The sequence below is a fragment of the Pseudomonas sp. PDM09 genome (assembly GCF_014852305.1).
Lineage (GTDB): Bacteria > Pseudomonadota > Gammaproteobacteria > Pseudomonadales > Pseudomonadaceae > Aquipseudomonas.
In genome coordinates this window covers 281,327-299,090 of sequence record NZ_JACVBI010000001.1, presented here as the reverse complement: position 1 = coordinate 299,090, position 17,764 = coordinate 281,327, and the positions used below count along the sequence as shown (strand labels likewise).

Below are 17,764 nucleotides of genomic sequence, written 5' to 3'. Positions count from 1 at the left end.
TCCAGCGCCCTGGCGCGCTAGCTCGCCCGCCATGGGGCCGGCGCTGTTTTCAGATTTTGATTTCACTGGCCGGCATCACGTCGATCCGCGCCACGGAGCCGGTCAGGTGCGCCAGATCCTTGTTGTGTTCGGCGATGATGTCTTCGGCGCTCATCGCGCCGTTGTCGATGGTGGAATGGGCGTCGGCCACCAGCACGACGTCATAACCCAATTGATGCGCCTGACGAACGGTGGCGTTGATGCAGTAGTCGGTTTGCAGGCCGCAGATGATCAGGCGGTCGGCGTCCTGCTCTTGCAGCTGTTCATGCAAGTGGGTCTGGTAGAACGAATCCGGGGTGGTTTTGCGCAGCCGCAGGTCTTGGGGTGAAGTCTTCAGACCATCGGCCAGTTGCCAGCCTTCGCTGCCGTATTGCAGCAGGTCGCCCTCTTCTTCGTGCTGGATCAGGATGACCGGAATGCCGGCGGCCCGGGCTTTGGTGCTGAGGTCGTTGATGGTGTCGATGACGCGCTGGATGTCGAAGCATTCATACTCGCCGGTGCACAGCGCGCGTTGGACATCGATGATCAGGAGTGCGGTGCTCATGGCTTCCTTCCTTGATAAGTCGGTGGCTCGGAGACGGATTTCAACTCCCTTCTTCATGTAGCAATTGTCGTGCTGTAGCAGCTGTCGAGCTCGCGAGGCTGCGTTCGAGCGCGAAGCGGTCGCGAACCAGCAAATGCTGGCTTACCTGAATAAACGCGGTTGCCGATTTTACGACTGCTTCGCAGCCGAACGCAGCCTCGCGGGCTCGGCAGCTGCTACGGAGATCAGGGCCACCCAGGGAGCTGAAATGGCCGGTGATCGCCTGTTTCAGTAACCGAGTGACAACCCGGTATTACGCCGTGGATCGTTCGCGCCATAGAAGCGGTTCTTGCCCACTGGCTTGCCTTCCAGCGAAGGCGCACCTACCAGAATAGCTGCGATATGGTTCGGGTCCTGCGGCCCGGCAAATTTGTGCCCCCAGCTTTCGAGCATCTTCTTGGTGTCCGGGCTGGTGGCGAAGTTCTCCAGGTTGGTTTCTTCCGGCAGCCATTGCTGGTGGAAACGCGGCGCATCCACCGCTTCCTGGATGTTCATGCCGTAGTCGATCACATTGAGGATAGTCAGCAGGGTGGCGGTGATGATGCGGCTGCCACCGGGAGTGCCGACGACCATGACAACTTTGCCGTCCTTGGTGACGATGGTCGGGCTCATGGACGACAGCGGCGCCTTACCGGGGGCGATGGCATTGGCTTCGCCCTGCACCAGACCGTACATGTTCGGCACGCCGATTTTCGAGGTGAAGTCGTCCATTTCATCGTTAAGGATGACCCCGGTTTTGCTCGCCATGACGCCGGCGCCGAACCAGTCGTTGAGGGTGTAGGTCACCGACACCGCATTGCCCCATTTGTCGACGATCGAGTAATGGGTGGTATTGCTGCCTTCGTGGGGCGCTACGCCGGGTTTGATCTCGCGGGACACGCCGGCCTTTTGCGGATCGATGACTTCGCGGATTTTGGTCGCGTAGTTTTTATCCAGCAGATGGGCGATCGGATTTTTCACGAAGTCCGGGTCGCCGAGGTAGCTGTTGCGGTCCACATACGCGTGACGCATCGCTTCGATCTGGTAGTGCATCGCCTGAGCCGAGCGGAAGCCCAGGTCTTTCATCGGGTAGCCGTCGAGGATGTTCATGATCTCGCAGATCACCACGCCACCGGAGCTTGGCGGTGGCGCCGAGACCACATGATAGCCACGGTAATCGCACTCGATCGGCGCCAGTTCGCGGGTCTGGTATTTGTCGAGGTCGGCCTGGGTGATGATGCCCTTGTTGGCCTGACTGGAGGTGACAATGGCGTCGGCCACCCAGCCTTTATAGAAACCGTCGGCGCCCTTCTCGGAAATTTCCCGCAGGGTTTTGCTCAAGTCTTTTTGTACGAGTTTCTGGCCCACCTGCATCGGCTCGCCATTGCTCAGGAAAATCGAGCCCGAGTCGCGCATGTCTTTCTTGAAGACGTCCGTGGCGTACTCCAGCAAGTCGACATCGCCCTGCTCCAGCACAAAACCGTCTTCGGCAAGCTTGATCGCCGGGGCGATCACTTCCTTGCGGGGTTTGGTACCGTATTTCTTCAGGGCCAGTTCCATGCCCGAGACGGTGCCTGGCACGCCAACGGCAAGATGGCCGCGTGTGCTCAGGTCCGGGATGACGTTGCCCGCTTTGTCGAGGTACATGTCGGGGGTCGCGGCCAGCGGGGCTTTTTCACGGAAGTCGAGGAAGGTCTTGCGCCCGTCCGCCAATTGAATCGTCATGAAACCGCCGCCGCCCAGGTTGCCCGCCGCGGGGTACACCACCGCCAGCGCATAACCTACTGCAACGGCGGCATCGACGGCGTTGCCACCATTCTTGAGCACATCGACGCCGACGTGGCTGGCCAGATGCTGGGCGGTGACGACCATGCCGTTTTCGGCCGCGACCGGGGCAACGGAGGCCGCGTGGGCGGTCAGGCAGCTCAGCGCCAATGCGGTTGCCACGAGCGATTTGGTAAAAGGTTCGAACTTCATGAGTCGGTCTCTTTTTGTTTTTAGGTTCTGTTCAAAAACAGCGGGAACGGTTCAAGAGCAGTAGGCAAGTATGGCTGGGATTGCGTATTGCGCCTCCCCGACGAGGCAGTATGCTGGGCCCCCTGTTCAGCACTTTTGCGGAGTCCGCCGGCATGTCCTACACCTTCACCACCCTGGCGTCTCCGGTCGGCGAATTGAAACTGGTGGCGAAAGGTGCACGACTGGCGGCCATCCTCTGGGAAAACGACAAACCGGGCCGGGTAAGGCTGGGGCCGATGACTGAAGCAGCGGACAACCCGATCCTGGTGCGCACCGCACAGCAGTTGCAGGAATACTTCGCTGGCACGCGTAACCGTTTCGAACTGGAACTGGATTTTGCCGGGACGGAATTTCAGCAGAAGGTATGGCACGCGCTGCTGACCATTCCGTTTGGCGAAACGCGCAGCTACAGCGAGATTGCCCGGCAGATCGGCAATCCCAGCGCGGTTCGCGCGGTGGGTGCAGCGAATGGCAAGAATCCGATTTCGATTATCGCGCCGTGTCATCGGGTGATCGGTGCGTCGGGGAAACTGACGGGGTTTGCCGGTGGGCTTGAGGCGAAAGAGCGGTTGCTGACGCTGGAGGGGTACGAGTGCCACGGGGCCGGCAGGATGGATGATTTGTTTATCTAACGGCCCCTACAAAAAGACAGGGAATATCTCTCAGCAATTACCTAAATCGTCGCCCGCAATTCCCGTGGCGACAGGCCATAGTGTGAGCGAAAGCGCACTGCAAAACGTGAGGCCGAGGCGTAACCGCTGGCACCGGCAATTTCACCGATGGGGCGAGACGTGGTTTGCAACCATTGCAGCGCCGTCGCCAGCCGAACGTTTTCCAGAATATTCCTGAAACTGCTCCCCTCATTGGCCAGTTGGCGACGCAACGTCGACTCCCCCAGGTTCAGGTGTTGTGCCACGTGCGCAACAGTCCAGTCTCTCTCCGGGCTGCCCATTACCAGTTGCTGCACCCGTTCGCACAGTGGATCGTTGCGATCCATCAGCAGCGGCCCGGCCTGGCCGCCGAGGCACAGGCTCAGGAGAACCGCTTCCCCATAATGGGTGCGCAATGCATCCGGCGCGTTTGCATTGATGGAGGCCAATAACTGATCCCATGCCTGTGTCGTATGCCGATCCAGAGGGACACATAGGTCTGTCTTCAGGGCGCGGCGATGGCTGATGATCTGCTGACCATATCGGCTGCTGAAGTTACGCAGTGTCGAACCGGGAAAGGTCACCACATCGGCAATGTAGTGACCGTGAAGGCCGGGGAAGTTCGAGATGCCAAGCTCGCGCCCGGCCGGCATCAGAATCAGATGCTGCGGCCCGGCACGCATTTCCCGGTCATCCCATTGCAGCAGTTTTTCCCCCTGCCGCACTCGACACAAGGCGGTAGCGAATATCGACACCCGTTGCAATGTATGGGGCTGTCGCGCCCGTATGACACACGCATCGATAATGTTTTCCCGGTGCTGTATGCCGACACAAGGGCGCATTGTTCTTAACGTCCGTAAGTTGAAGTAATGGTCGCTTTGGCCAAGGCGTTGGCATTGAGCATATAGCCCACCAAGGCGCCACTGGCCTGGTTGTCGAGCGGTAGCTTATCGACTTTCAACGCCCATACGGTGAATTGATAGCGATGGGGCTTGTCGCCTACAGGCGGGCAAGCCCCGCCAAATCCCGGCTGGCCATAATCGGTTCGCCCTTGTACTGCACCGGCAGGCAGGTTCGAACCGACCCCTCTTGGCAAACTGCTGGTTGAAGCGGGCACGTTGACCACCGTCCAATGCCACCAGCCGCTGCCGGTCGGCGCATCAGGATCGTAGACCGTGATCGCGTAACTTTTGGTGCCCGCCGGGGCGTTGCGCCAGGAAAGCTCGGGCGAAGTATTACCACCTTCGCAACCGAAGCCCTGGAACACCTCGCGACTGGTCAACGGGCGGTTTTCAGCAATATCCTGGCTCGTCAGCGAGAAGTCGGCAGCGTGTCCCGTGAGCACGACCCCCATGGACAATGCGGATAGGATTATTCTGATGTTCATCGTGACCTCATCTGAGTGTTGGCGTGAGGCACGAGTTTAGAGAGAGCAAAGGCTGGTTACTGTGCCGAAATGCTCAACCATTGTGCCTGAACGCTCTCTCGATTCAGAGGCCAATCCAATCCTGCTCAAACCGCTCCGAAGATGTTTTTCATCGCCGCATACTGCAGCAGCATGATGGTCTTGGCATCGCAGATCTCCCCGCGATAGAACGCCGCCAGCGCCTCGTCGAACCTCCACTCCAGTACTTCCAGTTCTTCGGTTTCTTCCTCCAGCCCGCCGCCATCACTGACCTTCGAAGACGCGTCGTACTCAGCGATGAAGAAATGCAGCTTTTCAGTCACCGAACCGGGGCTCATGTAGGCTTCGAAAACCTTCTGCACATGGTGGACGCGATAGCCGGTTTCCTCCTCGGCCTCAGCACGAATGCGCTCTTCAGGCGCAACGCCTTCCAGCAGCCCCGCTGCCACTTCAATCAACAAACCATCGTGGCCGTTGACGAACACCGGCAACCTGAACTGACGGGTCAGCACAACAGTTTTCTTCTCACGGTTGAACAGCAAAATCGCCGCACCGTTGCCCCGGTCGTAGACTTCGCGAGTCTGACGCTGCCAGTCGCCGTTGTTGCGCAAGTAATCGAAAGTGATTTTCTTCAGCAGATACCAGTCGTGGGACAACACCCGGGACTCGATGATGTTGACCCGCTCGGCTGTGTTCGACATGACAATCCATCCTTATGTTCGTCAGAAAGCGTCCATGTTAGGCGAAAACAGAAAAGCCCGGCGACTGCCGTAATGGCGCTCCCAAGAGAATCTTGAGTCAGAGAAACCTGTGGCGAGGGAGCTTGCTCCCGCTGGGCTGCGTAGCGGCCCCAAAAATCTGACAACCATTGCGATTTTTGTGAGCGCTACGCACTCAAGCGGGAGCAAGGTATCCGTCCGGTCAACACACCTTCCTGACCTTCAGCCAATCTGCTCGAACCGCCGCCTGGTCACGAACAGCCCCGCGCCCACCGGCACGGCAAGGACCGACATCAATCCCAAGTCAAAGCCCAGCAACTGGGTCTGGCTCACTGCAACGCAGCCGATTGCGCCTGCCACCACCAGCGTCACCCCTAGCCACTTGCGCAGCGGGTACGGCTTAAGAAACCGATCAAGTAGAAAGGCCAGCACCACAACGATGACCGTCTGGGTAATTTCGGACATGTGCTGCCCCACTCAGGTCTTGATGATCAGGGATTCGGAAGAGCGCTGTGGGCCAATCCCACCATTGACCTGCGCCTGGATGCTGACGATTACGTCGCCAGCATGGTAGGTGGGCAGAGTGTCATTGACGTACGAGCGCACACCCGCCGTTACAACAGTACCTGCGGCGACACTGCCTGCAGGTCCGGCTAAACCGCCCACAGTACCGGCAGCGCCACCGAAGGCGGAGGCGGCCAGGTTGGCGATCTTGGTGCGTTGGGCATTGAGGGCATCGCCCTGTTGCCGGGTCAGCGGCTTGGAGATGCCGATCATCATCACGCACGGCAGGCTCTTGGCCTGCATCTTGTCGTACACCTCGACGACCTTGCTGTTGACCTCATAGTGGGCGCTTTTCGCCTCGCCAAAATGCAGCTCGCGCAGGCGTCCGCGTTCGCTGTCGGTGAGGGTGATCTGCGAGACGTTGAAGACGATCCCGTGAGTGCCCATGTATTGGAAAGTCCCTTCCAACTTCATAGTGCGCATCCTTTCGAGGCAAAGATGGCGATTCTCTACAAGGAGCGCATTGGATTCAAATCATTTCACCTTGCCGGCAAGGTGTGTTGGCTCCCTCGCCACAAGTTCTTACTGACTCAAGACTCTCTTGAGTGAACCGCATTGCGGCGCTTTCATCCTCAGGAAAGTTGCGCCTTGTATTCTTTCTGATACTGCCCGGCCAGGGTTTCTTTCTGTTGCTCGTCGAGCAACTTGCCGGCCATCTGGAAGAACTTCTGCTCCTCCTCTTTCAAGTGGTGATGGACCTTCTCCGAAAGCTTTTTCGCCGTTGCCAACCAGGATGGACTGGACATTTCGGTCGCATCCAGCGCTTCCATCATCTCGTCCATTTCGTGGTGTTCGGAGATGGCGTGGCGGCTTAGATCCACGCCGTTGTCGAACTCCATCAGCGGCATGTAGAAATGGCGTTCTTCGGCGGTTTCGTGGGCCTTAAGCTCGGATTTGAGCCGTTTGTAAGCATCAACCCGTTCCGGGGTGTCGCCCTGAGTTTGAATCAGCGCATCGGCATAGCGGCGCTGACGGTCATGGCTTTCACGCAAGGCTTCAAAGATATTCACGGGCTGTCCTCAATGGCTGCGTTCAACAACGATGCTGTTCAGGCTAGACATTCCTGGAGCCCCGGGGGTTCCTTCGGTTGCGGGGGATAGAACAATCGCCACAACCGGGATAGGCTCCGTGTTCACTGCCATAAGGATGTGTAGCCTATGACCCTGCGAATCGAATTGTCGAAAAATGCCTCCCAGGAAGAACGCGAGGCGATCCTCACACCGCTGCGCGCCTATAACGCCTCAAAGGCCGGGGCCACGGTGTCAGAGCAGATTGCTTTGCTGGTACGCAATGACAGCGACGAGATTCTCGGCGGGCTTTATGGCCGAGTGTTTTACCGGTGGTTTTTCATTGAGTTGTTGTCGGTGCCGGAGCTGGCCCGGGGACAAGGGATGGGCTCGAAGCTGATGCAGATGGCCGAAGACCTGGCGCGGGAAAAGGAATGCGTGGGGATCTGGCTGGACACTTTCGACTTCCAGGCGCCGGAGTTTTACAAGAAGCATGGTTACAGCGAGTTGGGGCACATCGCCGATTACCCGCCGGGCCATAAGCGCTTCTTTTTTCAGAAGCGCCTCATTAACACTGATTAAGACGCGCAACCTGTGGGAGCGGGCTTGCTCGCGAAGCTTTTGGCGCCCCTGAAGGCCCCTTCGCGAGCAAGTCGGATCGCCGCACCGCCGCTCCCACATTGGAATGGCATCGGCCGATCGTCTGGGGATTGAGCCTCAAACTGCAGACTGCTCAGAGACAGGTCGCCAACGCCGCCAATCGGCGTTTGGCGACAAAATCGTCATGCTGCGCGTAGTAGCTCAACGCTGTACCCGAGGCGTCGGTGCTCACGTCCACGAAGGACTCGGCTGAACGGGTGTAGACCGTCGAGCCACCCTTCTTGCCCGGCTGCAAATAAGCGCCCGCATCGACGCCAAACACCGCTTCGTCCTGCCAGGCAAACTGCACGCACTGGGCGACGATTTTTTCCGGTTTGTCCGAGGTCAGGGTTTTGTACGGGGTTTTGGTGCGGGCGTCATTCATCGCCGATCCGGCGCAGCCCGCCAGCAAGGTTGCGGCCAGCGCCATCATCAGAATTCGCATTGCATTCGCTCATCAGGAAAAAGCGGACTGTATCACTGCGACGCAGCGTATCGTTCTGCTTTACTTCATTTATACCGCGACACCGCGCAACGATTCGCGCACCCTGTCGCGCCATTAACGCCGCATCGCCCATTTTTTCCGGGCGCATTTTTCTGGAAAGGTCATGACACCCAACGCCGAATACTACAAACCGACCGCTGAATACGCCGACAAGCTGATCAGCCAGATCGGTCAGACGCCGTCCTGGATCGCCAAGCGAATTGGCGTCACCGACAAGCGTATTCGCTACATTCTCGATGGCGAAAGAACCGTTAAAGGCGAAACCACGCCGATCCAGATGACCTACCCCGAGCAATTTGCTCTGGAGTGTCTGGCCGCGGCTGCCAAGGCGAGCAAAAAGCAGTCTTCCAAGGAGTGACCATGGCGGCAACCGAACAGCAACACGAGCAGGCGCTGAAAAAGTTTCTCGATGAGCGTCCTGAGCTGCGCATCGAACTGGACAACCTGAATCCACTGTTGGCCCAGGCCAAGGGCGTGACAGTGGCGCAGTACCGCGACGAGCGTTTGCATGAAGCGTTCGAAGCCGAGGCTGAGCGCCTGGGTTTGTTTGCCTGGGAGCTGACGCTGCAACTGACGGCCGCCACGCCTGAGGATTACCAGGCCCAACGCCTGGAGGTGCACAAGGAAGTCGCGGAGATGGCCGGCATGGACTGGCTGGAGTATTGCGAGTTATATGGGTTAACCAAATAATCTCGCGGTTCAAGGAAGCCTTCATCGATGCTGCCTTCGCCCTCAAGTACCCGGGCCACACCGGGCCATTTGCATACCCATAAATGGCGCGGGCGCATCGGCCTGGCGCTGGTCGCCGGTTTGTCGGTGCTCGCCGGCATGACCGATGCCATCGGCTTCATGGCCAGCGGCGACTTCGTGTCCTTCATGAGCGGCAACACCACACGCCTTGCCGTAGCGATCAGCGATGGCGATCTCGGGCTGACCCTGCGTCTGCTGATTCTCGTGGCCACGTTCGTCATCGGTAATGCCTTGGGCATTGTCGTCAGCCGGTTCGGTGGCCGACGGGCGCTGCCATTGATGCTGTGCATCGCCACGTTGCTGTGCGGCGCCGCAGCCTGGCCCTATGACATGCAACTGCCGGCGCTGTTGGCGACGATCATTGCCATGGGCATGCTCAATGCCGCCGTGGAAGAGGTGAACGGCCTGCCGGTCGGCCTGACCTACGTCACCGGCGCGCTGTCGCGGTTCGGCCGAGGGCTGGGGCGGTGGATGCTTGGCGAGCGGCGCAATGGCTGGCGGGTGCAGTTGGTCCCGTGGACCGGGATGTTTGCCGGCGCGGTGCTGGGTGCTTTACTGGAACATCATCTTGGGCTCAAGGCGCTGTTTGTCAGTGGGTTGCTGGCCGGGGCGCTGGGGGTGCTGTCATTGAAGATACCGCGGCGTTGGCAGTTGGGTTATATGCCGCGCTGAGCAGGTGATCAGATCCTGAATTTATGTTGCCGGGAAGTCCGTCTTCGCGAGCAAGCCCGCTCCCACACTGGATCTGCGGCGGACCACTGTTTTGTGTTCGACATAAATCCAGTGTGGGAGCGGGCTTGCTCGCGAAGGCAGCGACTCGGTCTTCAGGTAAACGCCCTTCGCCGCCCCGCCGATAAAGCTTTATCATGGCCGCAGTTTTGCTGATCGAGCCCATCATGAAATTCGCCATTGCGCTGTTTTCCGCCGCCCATGCGCCCTCCTCGCGCCGCGCCTTGCTGTTCGCCCAGGCCGCGCTGGCCGGCGGGCATGAGATTGTCCGGCTGTTTTTCTATCAGGATGGCGTCTATAACGCGTCCGGCAGCGTGGTCACGCCTCAGGACGAGCAGGATTTGCCCAAGCAATGGCGTAACTTTGTCAGCGAGCATCAACTCGATGGCGTGGTCTGCATCGCCGCCGCCCTGCGCCGTGGGGTGTTGAACGAGGAAGAAGCCCAGCGCTATCAGCGTGAAGCGATAGCGGTGGGTGCGCCGTGGGAATTGTCCGGTCTCGGCCAGTTGCATGACGCGGTGCAGGACGCTGACCGTTTGATCTGTTTCGGAGGCGCGTGAGATGGCTAAATCCTTGCTGATTATCAGCCGTCAGGCGCCGTGGTCCGGGCCGAATGCGCGTGAAGCGCTGGACATCGTGCTGGCCGGCGGTGCCTTCGATCTGCCGATCGGCCTGCTGTTTCTCGATGACGGCGTGTTCCAGCTCGCCAATGAACAGAACGCCAAAGCCCTGCAACAGAAAGACCTGAGCGCCAACCTGCAAGCCTTGCCGATGTTTGGCGTCGAAGACCTGTTCGTCTGCGGCGAAAGCGCCGCGACCCGTGGCCTGGACCCTGAAAACCTGTCACTTGAAGAAGCCCAGGTGCTGACCGCCCAGGAAATCACCGCCCTTATTGACCGTTACGACCAGGTGATCACCCTCTGATGTCGACTTTGCATGTGTTGTCTCATTCCCCTTTCGGCGACGACCGCCTGAGCAGTTGCCTGCGCGTGATCGGCGTCGACGATGCGCTTTTGCTGAGTGGCGATGCGGCTTATGCCTTGCAGCCAGGCACCGCGCCATTCAGCGCGCTGCACGCCCGCGGCCTGAAGTTGTTCGTACTGGCCGAAGATGCTCAAGCACGGGCGTTGCAAATCCCGGACTGGGCCGAGGCCATCGACTACCCGGCCTTCGTCGAACTGTCGATTCACTACGACAAGGTCAACAGTTGGCTATGAGATCCCTGACGGTCGGCGCCCGCGCCATTGAACTGGACAAGGACGGTTTCCTGGTCGAACTGAGTGACTGGTCTGCCGAGGTGGCCGCCGCCCTCGCCGCTGCCGAAGACATTGAGTTGAGCCCGGAACACTGGGAGATCCTCGAACTGCTGCGCAGTTTCTACGACGAATTCCAGCTGTCCCCGGCGACCCGCCCGCTGATCAAGTACACCGCATTGAAACTCGGCCCCGACAAGGGCAACAGCCTGCACCTGAACCGACTGTTCAAAGGCACCCCTGCCAAACTCGCCGCGAAACTGGCGGGCCTGCCCAAACCGACGAATTGCTTATGACCGACTATCCAGCACTGACCCTCGAAACGCCCGCCGAGCACCCGTTCGCCCAGTTCGTGCGGATCCTTGGCAAGGGCAAACGCGGTGCCCGCAACCTGACCCGCGAAGAAGCCCGCGAAGCCATGGGCCTGTTGCTCGACGACAAGGTCGAAGACACCCAGCTCGGCGCCTTCCTGATGCTGTTGCGGCACAAGGAAGAAAGCGCCGAGGAAATGGCCGGGTTCGCCGAAGCCGTGCGTGAACGCCTGAATCCGCCAGCGCTGGCGGTTGATCTGGACTGGCCGACGTATGCCGGCAAGAAGCGTCACTTGCCGTGGTACCTGCTGGCGGCCAAGTGCCTGGCGCAGAACGGCGTGCGCATCTTCATGCATGGCGGCGGCGCGCACACGGCCGGTCGGCTGTACAGCGAACAACTGCTCGAGACGCTGAACATTCCACTGTGCCGCAACTGGCAGCAGGTCGGCGCAGCGCTCGATCAGGGCAGTCTGGCGTTCATGCCATTGGTGGACTGGGCCCCGCAACTTCAGCGGATGATCGACCTGCGCAACACCTTGGGCCTGCGCTCGCCGATCCATTCCCTGGCGCGGATTCTCAACCCATTGGGCGCCCGTTGCGGCCTGCAGAGCATTTTCCACCCCGGCTATCAGGCCGTACATCGCGAGGCCAGCGGTTTGCTCGGCGACACTGCCATCGTGATCAAGGGCGATGGCGGTGAAATCGAGATTAACCCGGATGCCGACAGTCATCTGTATGGCACCACCGGCGGCGAAAGCTGGGATGAAGAGTGGCCGCAGATGTCGACCCAGCGCCACGTCAAACCGGCCAGCCTGGAACCGGAGCATTTGAAAGCCGTGTGGCGTGGCGACGTGGTCGACAGCTACCCGCAAATGGCGTTGATCTCGACCATGGCCCTGGCCTTGCGCGGCCTCGGTCAGCCCCGCGAGCTAGCGTTCGAAACCGCCCAGCAGTATTGGGACGCCCGGGATCGATCGATTTAACCGATCATAAACGCCCAACCTTTGCGCTTTTTGTTCGAACCTATGCGCATAGACTCCTCTCCAACGCTTATCGGTTGAGGAGTTTTGAACATGGGTTTGTTAGTCGAAGGCCGCTGGCAAGATCAGTGGTATGAAAGCAAGGACGGCACGTTCCAGCGTGAACAGGCGCAGCGTCGCCACTGGCTGACCGCCGACGGCAAGCCAGGCCCGACCGGTGTCGGTGGTTTTGCCGCCGAGGCCGGTCGCTATCATCTCTACGTCTCCCTCGCCTGCCCGTGGGCTCACCGCACGCTGATCCTGCGCAAACTCAAAGGCCTTGAAAGCCTGATCGACGTGTCGGTGGTCAGTTGGTTGATGCTGGAAAACGGCTGGACCTTTGACAAGAACCTGGGCTCGACCGGCGACAAGCTCGATCACTTCAATTTCATGCACCAGCGCTACACCACCGATACCGCCGACTACACCGGTCGCGTCACGGTGCCGGTGCTGTGGGACAAACAGACAAATCGCATCGTCAACAATGAGTCGGCGGAGATCATCCGCATGTTCAACAGCGCGTTCGATGAGTTGACCGGCAACGACCTGGATTTCTACCCGGCGCCCTTGCGAAACGAAATCGACGCCATGAACGAGCGGATTTATCCAGCGGTGAACAACGGCGTCTATCGCGCCGGGTTCGCCACCTCGCAGCAGGCTTATGAAGAAGCGTTCGATGAATTGTTTGCTGAGCTGGATCGGCTGGAGCAATTGCTGGGCGCGAATCGATACCTGACGGGTGAATACCTGACGGAAGCGGATATTCGGCTGTTCACTACGATGATTCGTTTCGATGCGGTGTACTTCGGGCACTTCAAGTGCAACCTGCGACGGATTGCCGATTATCCGAATCTGTCGAGCTGGCTACGGGAGATTTATCAGTGGCCGGGGATAGCCGAGACGGTGAGTTTTGAGCACATCAAGAATCACTACTACGGCAGCCACAAGACCATCAATCCGACCGGGATCGTGCCTAAAGGGCCGGCGCAGGACTTCACTGCGGCTCATGATCGGGCGCGGTTGAAGGGGAAAGGGGTTTGGCGTAAAGCTGAGGTCTGATCTGAGCATGGGGGTGGTTTTGAGGGCCTCTTCGCGAGCAAGCCCGCTCCCACATTGGACCGTGTTCAGCCACAGATTCATGGCCAGACACAGATCAAATGTGGGAGCGGGCTTGCTCGCGAAGGGAACAACTCGGTCCTCAGACCTGCGCCTGAGCCCCTTCGAACCACGCCAGTTTCTCGCGCAGTTGCACCACTTCCCCGACGATCACCAGCGTCGGCGCATGCACTTCATGCTCCGCCACCAGCCGTGGAAGGTCGGCCAGGGTGCCGGTAAACACCCGCTGATTGACCGTGGTGCCCTGCTGGATCAACGCCGCCGGGGTATCAGCCGCGCGACCGTGCTTGATCAACTGCTCGCAGATGATCGGCAGGCCCACCAGCCCCATGTAAAACACCAGGGTTTGCGCCGGCGCGACCAGGTCAGCCCATGGCAAATCGGTGGAACCGTCCTTGAGGTGCCCGGTGACGAACCGCACCGACTGCGCGTAATCGCGGTGAGTCAGCGGAATCCCGGCATAGGCCGCGCAACCACTGGCTGCGGTAATGCCCGGGACGACCTGGAACGGAATGCCATGGGCCGCCAGTTCTTCGATCTCTTCACCGCCGCGCCCGAAAATGAACGGATCGCCGCCCTTCAACCGCACCACGCGCTTGCCGGCCTTGGCCAGATCCACCAGATGCTGGTTGATCTGTTCCTGAGGCACGGAGTGATCGGCGCGGCGCTTGCCGACGTAGACTCGCTCGGCATCGCGACGGCACAAATCCAGAATTGCCGGCGCCACCAGACGGTCATACAGCACCACATCGGCTTGCTGCATCAGGCGCAAAGCGCGGAAGGTCAACAGGTCGGGGTCACCCGGCCCGGCACCCACAAGATAAACCTCGCCGGTAGCGACAGGCGCTTCGCCATTGATTTTCGCCAGCATCAAGCGCTCGGCCTCGGCGCCCTGCCCGGCCAGTTGCCGGTCGGCAATCGGGCCCTGGAATACATCCTCCCAGAACGCCCGGCGCTGCTGCACATCCGGAAACAGGCCTTTGACCTGAGTGCGGAAACGCGCCGCCAGACCGGCCAGTTGCCCGTAGGTGGAAGGAATCCAGGTTTCCAGCTTGGCCCGAATCAACCGCGCCAGCACCGGCGCATCGCCGCCGCTGGACACCGCAATGATCAGCGGAGAACGATCGACGATCGCCGGGAAGATCACGCTGCACAGGGCCGGCGCGTCCACCACGTTGACCGGCACGCAACGCCGATGAGCATCGGCGGAGACTTGCGCGTTCAGCGGTTCGTCGTCGGTGGCGGCGATGATCAGCCCGCAACCGTCCAGATCCGCCTCGACGTAGCCACGCACCAGGCACTCGCCACCGCTGCCGACCACCAGCTCACGCAGTTGCGGTTCGATTTGCGGTGCAACCACTCGCAGCAGCGCACCGGCTTCGGCCAGCAGGCGGGATTTGCGCAAGGCAATCTCCCCTCCGCCGACGACCAATACACGACTGCCGCGAAGGTTATGAAACAGCGGCAGATAGTCCATTTAGCCGATGACCTCAAGGCCACCCATGTACGGCTTGAGCACCTCAGGCACACGGATCGAACCGTCGGCCTGCTGGTAGTTCTCGAGCACCGCCACCAGGGTACGACCAACCGCCAGGCCGGAACCGTTCAGGGTGTGAACCAGCTCAGGCTTGCCGGTTTCCGGGTTGCGGAAACGCGCTTGCATGCGGCGGGCCTGGAAATCGCCGCAGTTGGAGCACGACGAAATTTCGCGGTATTTGTCCTGGCTTGGAATCCACACCTCCAGATCGTAAGTCTTGACCGCGCTGAAGCCCATGTCGCCGGTGCACAGCGCCAGGGTGCGATAGGGCAGTTCCAGCAGTTGCAGGACTTTCTCGGCATTGGCGGTCAGGCCTTCCAGCGCTTCCATCGAGGTCGATGGTTCAACGATCTGCACCATCTCGACCTTGTCGAACTGGTGCTGACGGATCATGCCGCGAGTGTCGCGACCCGATGCACCGGCCTCGCTGCGGAAGCACGGTGTGTGTGCCACGAATTTGATCGGTAGCAGTTTCGAATCGACGATCTCGCCAGCGACGATGTTGGTCAGCGACACTTCAGCGGTCGGGATCAGGTACAGATCGGCTTCGCCTTCGCGGCTGATTTTGAACAGGTCTTCTTCGAATTTCGGCAGCTGACCGGTGCCCTGCAACGCAGGCGCCTGCACCAGGTACGGGGTGTAGGCCTCTTCGTAACCGTGTTCGTTAATGTGCAGGTTGATCATGAACTGCGCCAGCGCACGGTGCAGACGGGCGATCGGGCCGCGCAGCAGGGCGAAACGGGCGCCGGACAGCTTGGCGGCGGTTTCGAAGTCCAGCCAGCCGAACTTCTCGCCCAGGGCCACGTGGTCCTGAACCGGGAAATCGAAGGCCTTAGGCGTGCCCCAGCGGCGCACTTCAACGTTGCCTTCTTCGTCATCGCCGACCGGCACCGATTCGTGCGGCAGGTTCGGGATGCCCAGCAGGATCGAATCCAGCTCGGTCTGGATCGCGTCCAGCTCGAGTTTACCGGTGCTCAACTCCCCCGCCATGCGCTCGACGTCCGCCATCAACGGCGCGATGTCTTCGCCGCGCTGCTTGGCCTGACCGATGGACTTGGAGCGCGCGTTACGTTCAGCCTGCAGAGCTTCGGTGCGGGTCTGGACGGTCTTGCGCTGTTCTTCCAGCGCTTCGATGCGCGCAACATCCAGGGCAAAGCCACGGGATGCCAGGCGGTCCGCTACGTCCTGAAGGTTGCTACGTAACAGTTTGGAATCGAGCATGTCGGTTTCTCGTTATCAAAGTTTGGTCAAGGACAGGCCAGCCCAGGTGGCGAGCAGCCCGCCGAATACGCTGATGACCGCATAGCCCAGGGCCAGCGGCACTTGCCCGGTTTCCAGCAGGCGCACCGTATCCAGTGAAAAGGATGAAAAAGTCGTCAGCCCCCCGAGGAAGCCGACCATCAACCCAGCGCGCACCGCAAACGGTACCTCCGGGCGAATCAAAAACAGACCGTATAGAACGCCGATCAGCAAACAGCCCACGATATTAACGGCCAGCGTCGCGGTATAGAAGTGCCGCGGCCAATTCGCGTTGATCCAGTTACCGGTGGCGAAGCGCAATAGCGTGCCGGCGACACCGCCGACAGAAACGGCAACGATCAATGGAATCACTATTTTCTCCGCTGCCGGGGGCTTAGACGATCAAGCTGCGCGAGGTGATTAAGCTTTTCGCCGATTTTCAGTTCCAGGCCGCGGGGCACGGGCTGATAAAACCGTTGCGGTTCGAGCTCGTCCGGGAAGTAGTCTTCGCCAGCGGCGTAGGCATCCGGTTCATCGTGGGCATAACGGTATTCATCGCCATAACCCAATTGCTTCATCAACTTGGTCGGCGCATTGCGCAAGTGCAGCGGCACTTCGAGCGAGCCGTGTTCGGTGGCGCTGCGCATCGCGGCTTTGAAGCCCATGTACACCGCATTGCTTTTCGGCGCGCAGGCCAGGTACGTGATGGCCTGGGCCACTGCCAACTCACCTTCGGGGCTACCGAGCCGCTCCTGCACTTCCCACGCCGCCAGGCACAGGCTCAGGGCGCGAGGGTCGGCATTACCGATGTCTTCGCTGGCCATGCGCACCACACGCCGGGCCAGGTACAGCGGGTCGCAACCGCCGTCGATCATCCGCGCGAACCAGTACAGCGCGCCATCGGGATTGGAGCCGCGCACCGATTTATGCAGTGCGGAGATCTGGTCGTAGAAGGCTTCGCCGCCCTTGTCGAAGCGCCGGCGGGTATCGCCGAGCAGACTTTGCAGCAGGTCGACGCCGATTTCGCTGTTGTCTTCGGCCAGGTCGGAGGCGTTTTCCAGCAGGTTGAGCAGACGCCGGCCATCGCCATCGGCGGCGGACAACAGCATCTGGAAGCCCTCGTCGCTGAGGGTCAGTTGCCGCTTGCCCAGTCCGCGCTCTTCGGTCAGCGCGCGGTGCACCAGCTTGCGCAGGGCGGCTTCGTCGAGGCTTTTGAGCACATAGACGCGTGCCCGGGACAGCAGCGCGTTATTGAGTTCGAACGAGGGGTTTTCGGTGGTCGCGCCGATGAAAATCAGCGTGCCGTCTTCAACGTATGGCAGGAACGCATCCTGCTGGGACTTGTTGAAGCGGTGCACTTCGTCGACGAACAGGATGGTGCGTTTACCGTACTGCCCGGCCTGCTGCTTGGCGACTTCCACCGCCTGGCGGATTTCCTTCACGCCGGCCAGCACCGCCGAAACCGTTTCGAAGTGCGCATCGGAGACTTCCGCGAGCAGCCGCGCCAACGTGGTTTTACCCACCCCCGGCGGCCCCCAGAAAATCATCGAATGCAGGGCGCCCTGCTCCAGCGCTTCACGCAAAGGCTTGCCGCGAGCGAGCAGGTGTTCCTGACCGACGTACTCGTCCAGATTGGTCGCGCGCAGGCGTGCGGCCAAGGGCTGAGCAATCGGGGCGCTGCGAAACAGGTCCATCACTACTTAT

At 60.2% G+C, this 17,764-nt stretch carries 24 protein-coding genes; 11 read left to right on the top strand and 13 right to left on the bottom strand.

The features are described from left to right. Window positions 1–49 precede the first annotated feature (49 nt). Complete coding sequence (locus IB250_RS01310; protein WP_192342647.1) at window positions 50–583, bottom strand: cysteine hydrolase family protein; 534 nt, start codon at window positions 581–583, stop codon at window positions 50–52. Between the two features lie 267 nt (window positions 584–850). Then, window positions 851–2,578 carry a gamma-glutamyltransferase gene (gene ggt, locus IB250_RS01305; protein ID WP_008068370.1) on the bottom strand — a complete coding sequence of 576 codons (1,728 nt, stop codon included), beginning with the start codon at window positions 2,576–2,578 and terminating at the stop codon, window positions 851–853. A 152-nt stretch (window positions 2,579–2,730) separates the two neighbouring features. On the opposite strand from ggt, the gene IB250_RS01300 reads away from it, so the two are divergent. Continuing rightward, a complete protein-coding gene (locus IB250_RS01300; RefSeq protein ID WP_192343188.1) occupies window positions 2,731–3,249 on the top strand; it encodes a methylated-DNA--[protein]-cysteine S-methyltransferase in 519 nt (172 codons plus the stop codon). 41 nt (window positions 3,250–3,290) lie between these two features. Here the strand turns inward: IB250_RS01300 and IB250_RS01295 are convergent, their stop codons facing one another. The 6 genes from IB250_RS01295 to IB250_RS01270 form a co-directional block, all read right to left on the bottom strand. Next, window positions 3,291–4,109 carry a helix-turn-helix transcriptional regulator gene (locus IB250_RS01295; protein WP_192342646.1) on the bottom strand — a complete coding sequence of 273 codons (819 nt, stop codon included), beginning with the start codon at window positions 4,107–4,109 and terminating at the stop codon, window positions 3,291–3,293. 5 nt (window positions 4,110–4,114) lie between these two features. Further along, window positions 4,115–4,654 carry a kinase inhibitor gene (locus IB250_RS01290; RefSeq protein ID WP_192342645.1) on the bottom strand — a complete coding sequence of 180 codons (540 nt, stop codon included), beginning with the start codon at window positions 4,652–4,654 and terminating at the stop codon, window positions 4,115–4,117. 125 nt (window positions 4,655–4,779) lie between these two features. Further along, window positions 4,780–5,373 (bottom strand): NUDIX domain-containing protein, encoded by a 594-nt coding sequence (locus tag IB250_RS01285; RefSeq protein ID WP_192342644.1) that lies wholly within the window; start codon window positions 5,371–5,373, stop codon window positions 4,780–4,782. Window positions 5,374–5,613: 240 nt separating this feature from the next. Next, window positions 5,614–5,856, bottom strand: a complete 243-nt coding sequence (locus tag IB250_RS01280) for a hypothetical protein (protein ID WP_123493819.1) — start codon at window positions 5,854–5,856, stop codon at window positions 5,614–5,616. Between the two features lie 12 nt (window positions 5,857–5,868). After that, window positions 5,869–6,369 carry a hypothetical protein gene (locus IB250_RS01275; RefSeq protein ID WP_192342643.1) on the bottom strand — a complete coding sequence of 167 codons (501 nt, stop codon included), beginning with the start codon at window positions 6,367–6,369 and terminating at the stop codon, window positions 5,869–5,871. A gap of 158 nt (window positions 6,370–6,527) precedes the next feature. After that, complete coding sequence (locus tag IB250_RS01270) at window positions 6,528–6,965, bottom strand: hemerythrin domain-containing protein (protein WP_192342642.1); 438 nt, start codon at window positions 6,963–6,965, stop codon at window positions 6,528–6,530. 147 nt (window positions 6,966–7,112) lie between these two features. Here IB250_RS01270 and IB250_RS01265 point away from each other — a divergent pair, with 147 nt between their 5' ends. Then, a complete protein-coding gene (locus IB250_RS01265) occupies window positions 7,113–7,544 on the top strand; it encodes a GNAT family N-acetyltransferase (protein WP_192342641.1) in 432 nt (143 codons plus the stop codon). 151 nt (window positions 7,545–7,695) lie between these two features. Here the strand turns inward: IB250_RS01265 and IB250_RS01260 are convergent, their stop codons facing one another. Then, complete coding sequence (locus IB250_RS01260; protein WP_123493811.1) at window positions 7,696–8,046, bottom strand: hypothetical protein; 351 nt, start codon at window positions 8,044–8,046, stop codon at window positions 7,696–7,698. 163 nt (window positions 8,047–8,209) lie between these two features. On the opposite strand from IB250_RS01260, the gene IB250_RS01255 reads away from it, so the two are divergent. From IB250_RS01255 to IB250_RS01215, 9 genes are all read left to right on the top strand, one after another. Then, the gene (locus IB250_RS01255; RefSeq protein ID WP_008008546.1) at window positions 8,210–8,464 is read left to right on the top strand and encodes a hypothetical protein; all 255 of its coding nucleotides are present in this window, start codon (window positions 8,210–8,212) and stop codon (window positions 8,462–8,464) included. A 2-nt stretch (window positions 8,465–8,466) separates the two neighbouring features. Continuing rightward, window positions 8,467–8,796, top strand: a complete 330-nt coding sequence (locus tag IB250_RS01250; protein ID WP_038982575.1) for a DUF6388 family protein — start codon at window positions 8,467–8,469, stop codon at window positions 8,794–8,796. Window positions 8,797–8,823: 27 nt separating this feature from the next. Next, window positions 8,824–9,528 (top strand): YoaK family protein, encoded by a 705-nt coding sequence (locus IB250_RS01245; protein ID WP_192342640.1) that lies wholly within the window; start codon window positions 8,824–8,826, stop codon window positions 9,526–9,528. Between the two features lie 224 nt (window positions 9,529–9,752). Continuing rightward, entirely contained in the window at window positions 9,753–10,145 is a 393-nt protein-coding gene (gene tusD / locus IB250_RS01240; RefSeq protein ID WP_192342639.1) for a sulfurtransferase complex subunit TusD, read from the top strand. A gap of 1 nt (window position 10,146) precedes the next feature. Beyond that, window positions 10,147–10,509 (top strand): sulfurtransferase complex subunit TusC, encoded by a 363-nt coding sequence (gene tusC, locus IB250_RS01235; RefSeq protein WP_192342638.1) that lies wholly within the window; start codon window positions 10,147–10,149, stop codon window positions 10,507–10,509. Beyond that, on the top strand, window positions 10,509–10,802 hold the full coding sequence (tusB, locus tag IB250_RS01230) for a sulfurtransferase complex subunit TusB (protein WP_192342637.1): 294 nt from the start codon (window positions 10,509–10,511) through the stop codon (window positions 10,800–10,802). Before tusC ends, tusB begins: the two co-directional genes overlap by 1 nt. Further along, window positions 10,799–11,134, top strand: coding sequence for a TusE/DsrC/DsvC family sulfur relay protein (locus tag IB250_RS01225; protein ID WP_123493803.1), 336 nt, complete (start codon window positions 10,799–10,801; stop codon window positions 11,132–11,134). Before tusB ends, IB250_RS01225 begins: the two co-directional genes overlap by 4 nt. After that, entirely contained in the window at window positions 11,131–12,132 is a 1,002-nt protein-coding gene (locus tag IB250_RS01220; RefSeq protein WP_192342636.1) for a glycosyl transferase family protein, read from the top strand. The genes IB250_RS01225 and IB250_RS01220 overlap by 4 nt, the downstream gene beginning before the upstream one ends. A 90-nt stretch (window positions 12,133–12,222) precedes the next feature. After that, a complete protein-coding gene (locus IB250_RS01215; protein WP_192342635.1) occupies window positions 12,223–13,227 on the top strand; it encodes a glutathione S-transferase family protein in 1,005 nt (334 codons plus the stop codon). A gap of 139 nt (window positions 13,228–13,366) precedes the next feature. Here IB250_RS01215 and cysG read toward each other — a convergent pair whose 3' ends face one another. Genes cysG through IB250_RS01195 form a run of 4 tightly spaced genes read right to left on the bottom strand, consistent with a single transcriptional unit; the run spans window position 13,367 to window position 17,754 of the window. Then, a complete protein-coding gene (cysG, locus tag IB250_RS01210; protein ID WP_192342634.1) occupies window positions 13,367–14,761 on the bottom strand; it encodes a siroheme synthase CysG in 1,395 nt (464 codons plus the stop codon). Further along, the gene (serS, locus tag IB250_RS01205; RefSeq protein WP_192342633.1) at window positions 14,762–16,042 is read right to left on the bottom strand and encodes a serine--tRNA ligase; all 1,281 of its coding nucleotides are present in this window, start codon (window positions 16,040–16,042) and stop codon (window positions 14,762–14,764) included. A gap of 15 nt (window positions 16,043–16,057) precedes the next feature. Continuing rightward, entirely contained in the window at window positions 16,058–16,432 is a 375-nt protein-coding gene (gene crcB / locus IB250_RS01200; protein ID WP_008008558.1) for a fluoride efflux transporter CrcB, read from the bottom strand. After that, window positions 16,432–17,754, bottom strand: coding sequence for a replication-associated recombination protein A (locus tag IB250_RS01195; protein WP_008008559.1), 1,323 nt, complete (start codon window positions 17,752–17,754; stop codon window positions 16,432–16,434). Before IB250_RS01195 ends, crcB begins: the two co-directional genes overlap by 1 nt. Between the last annotated feature and the right edge of the window lie 10 nt (window positions 17,755–17,764).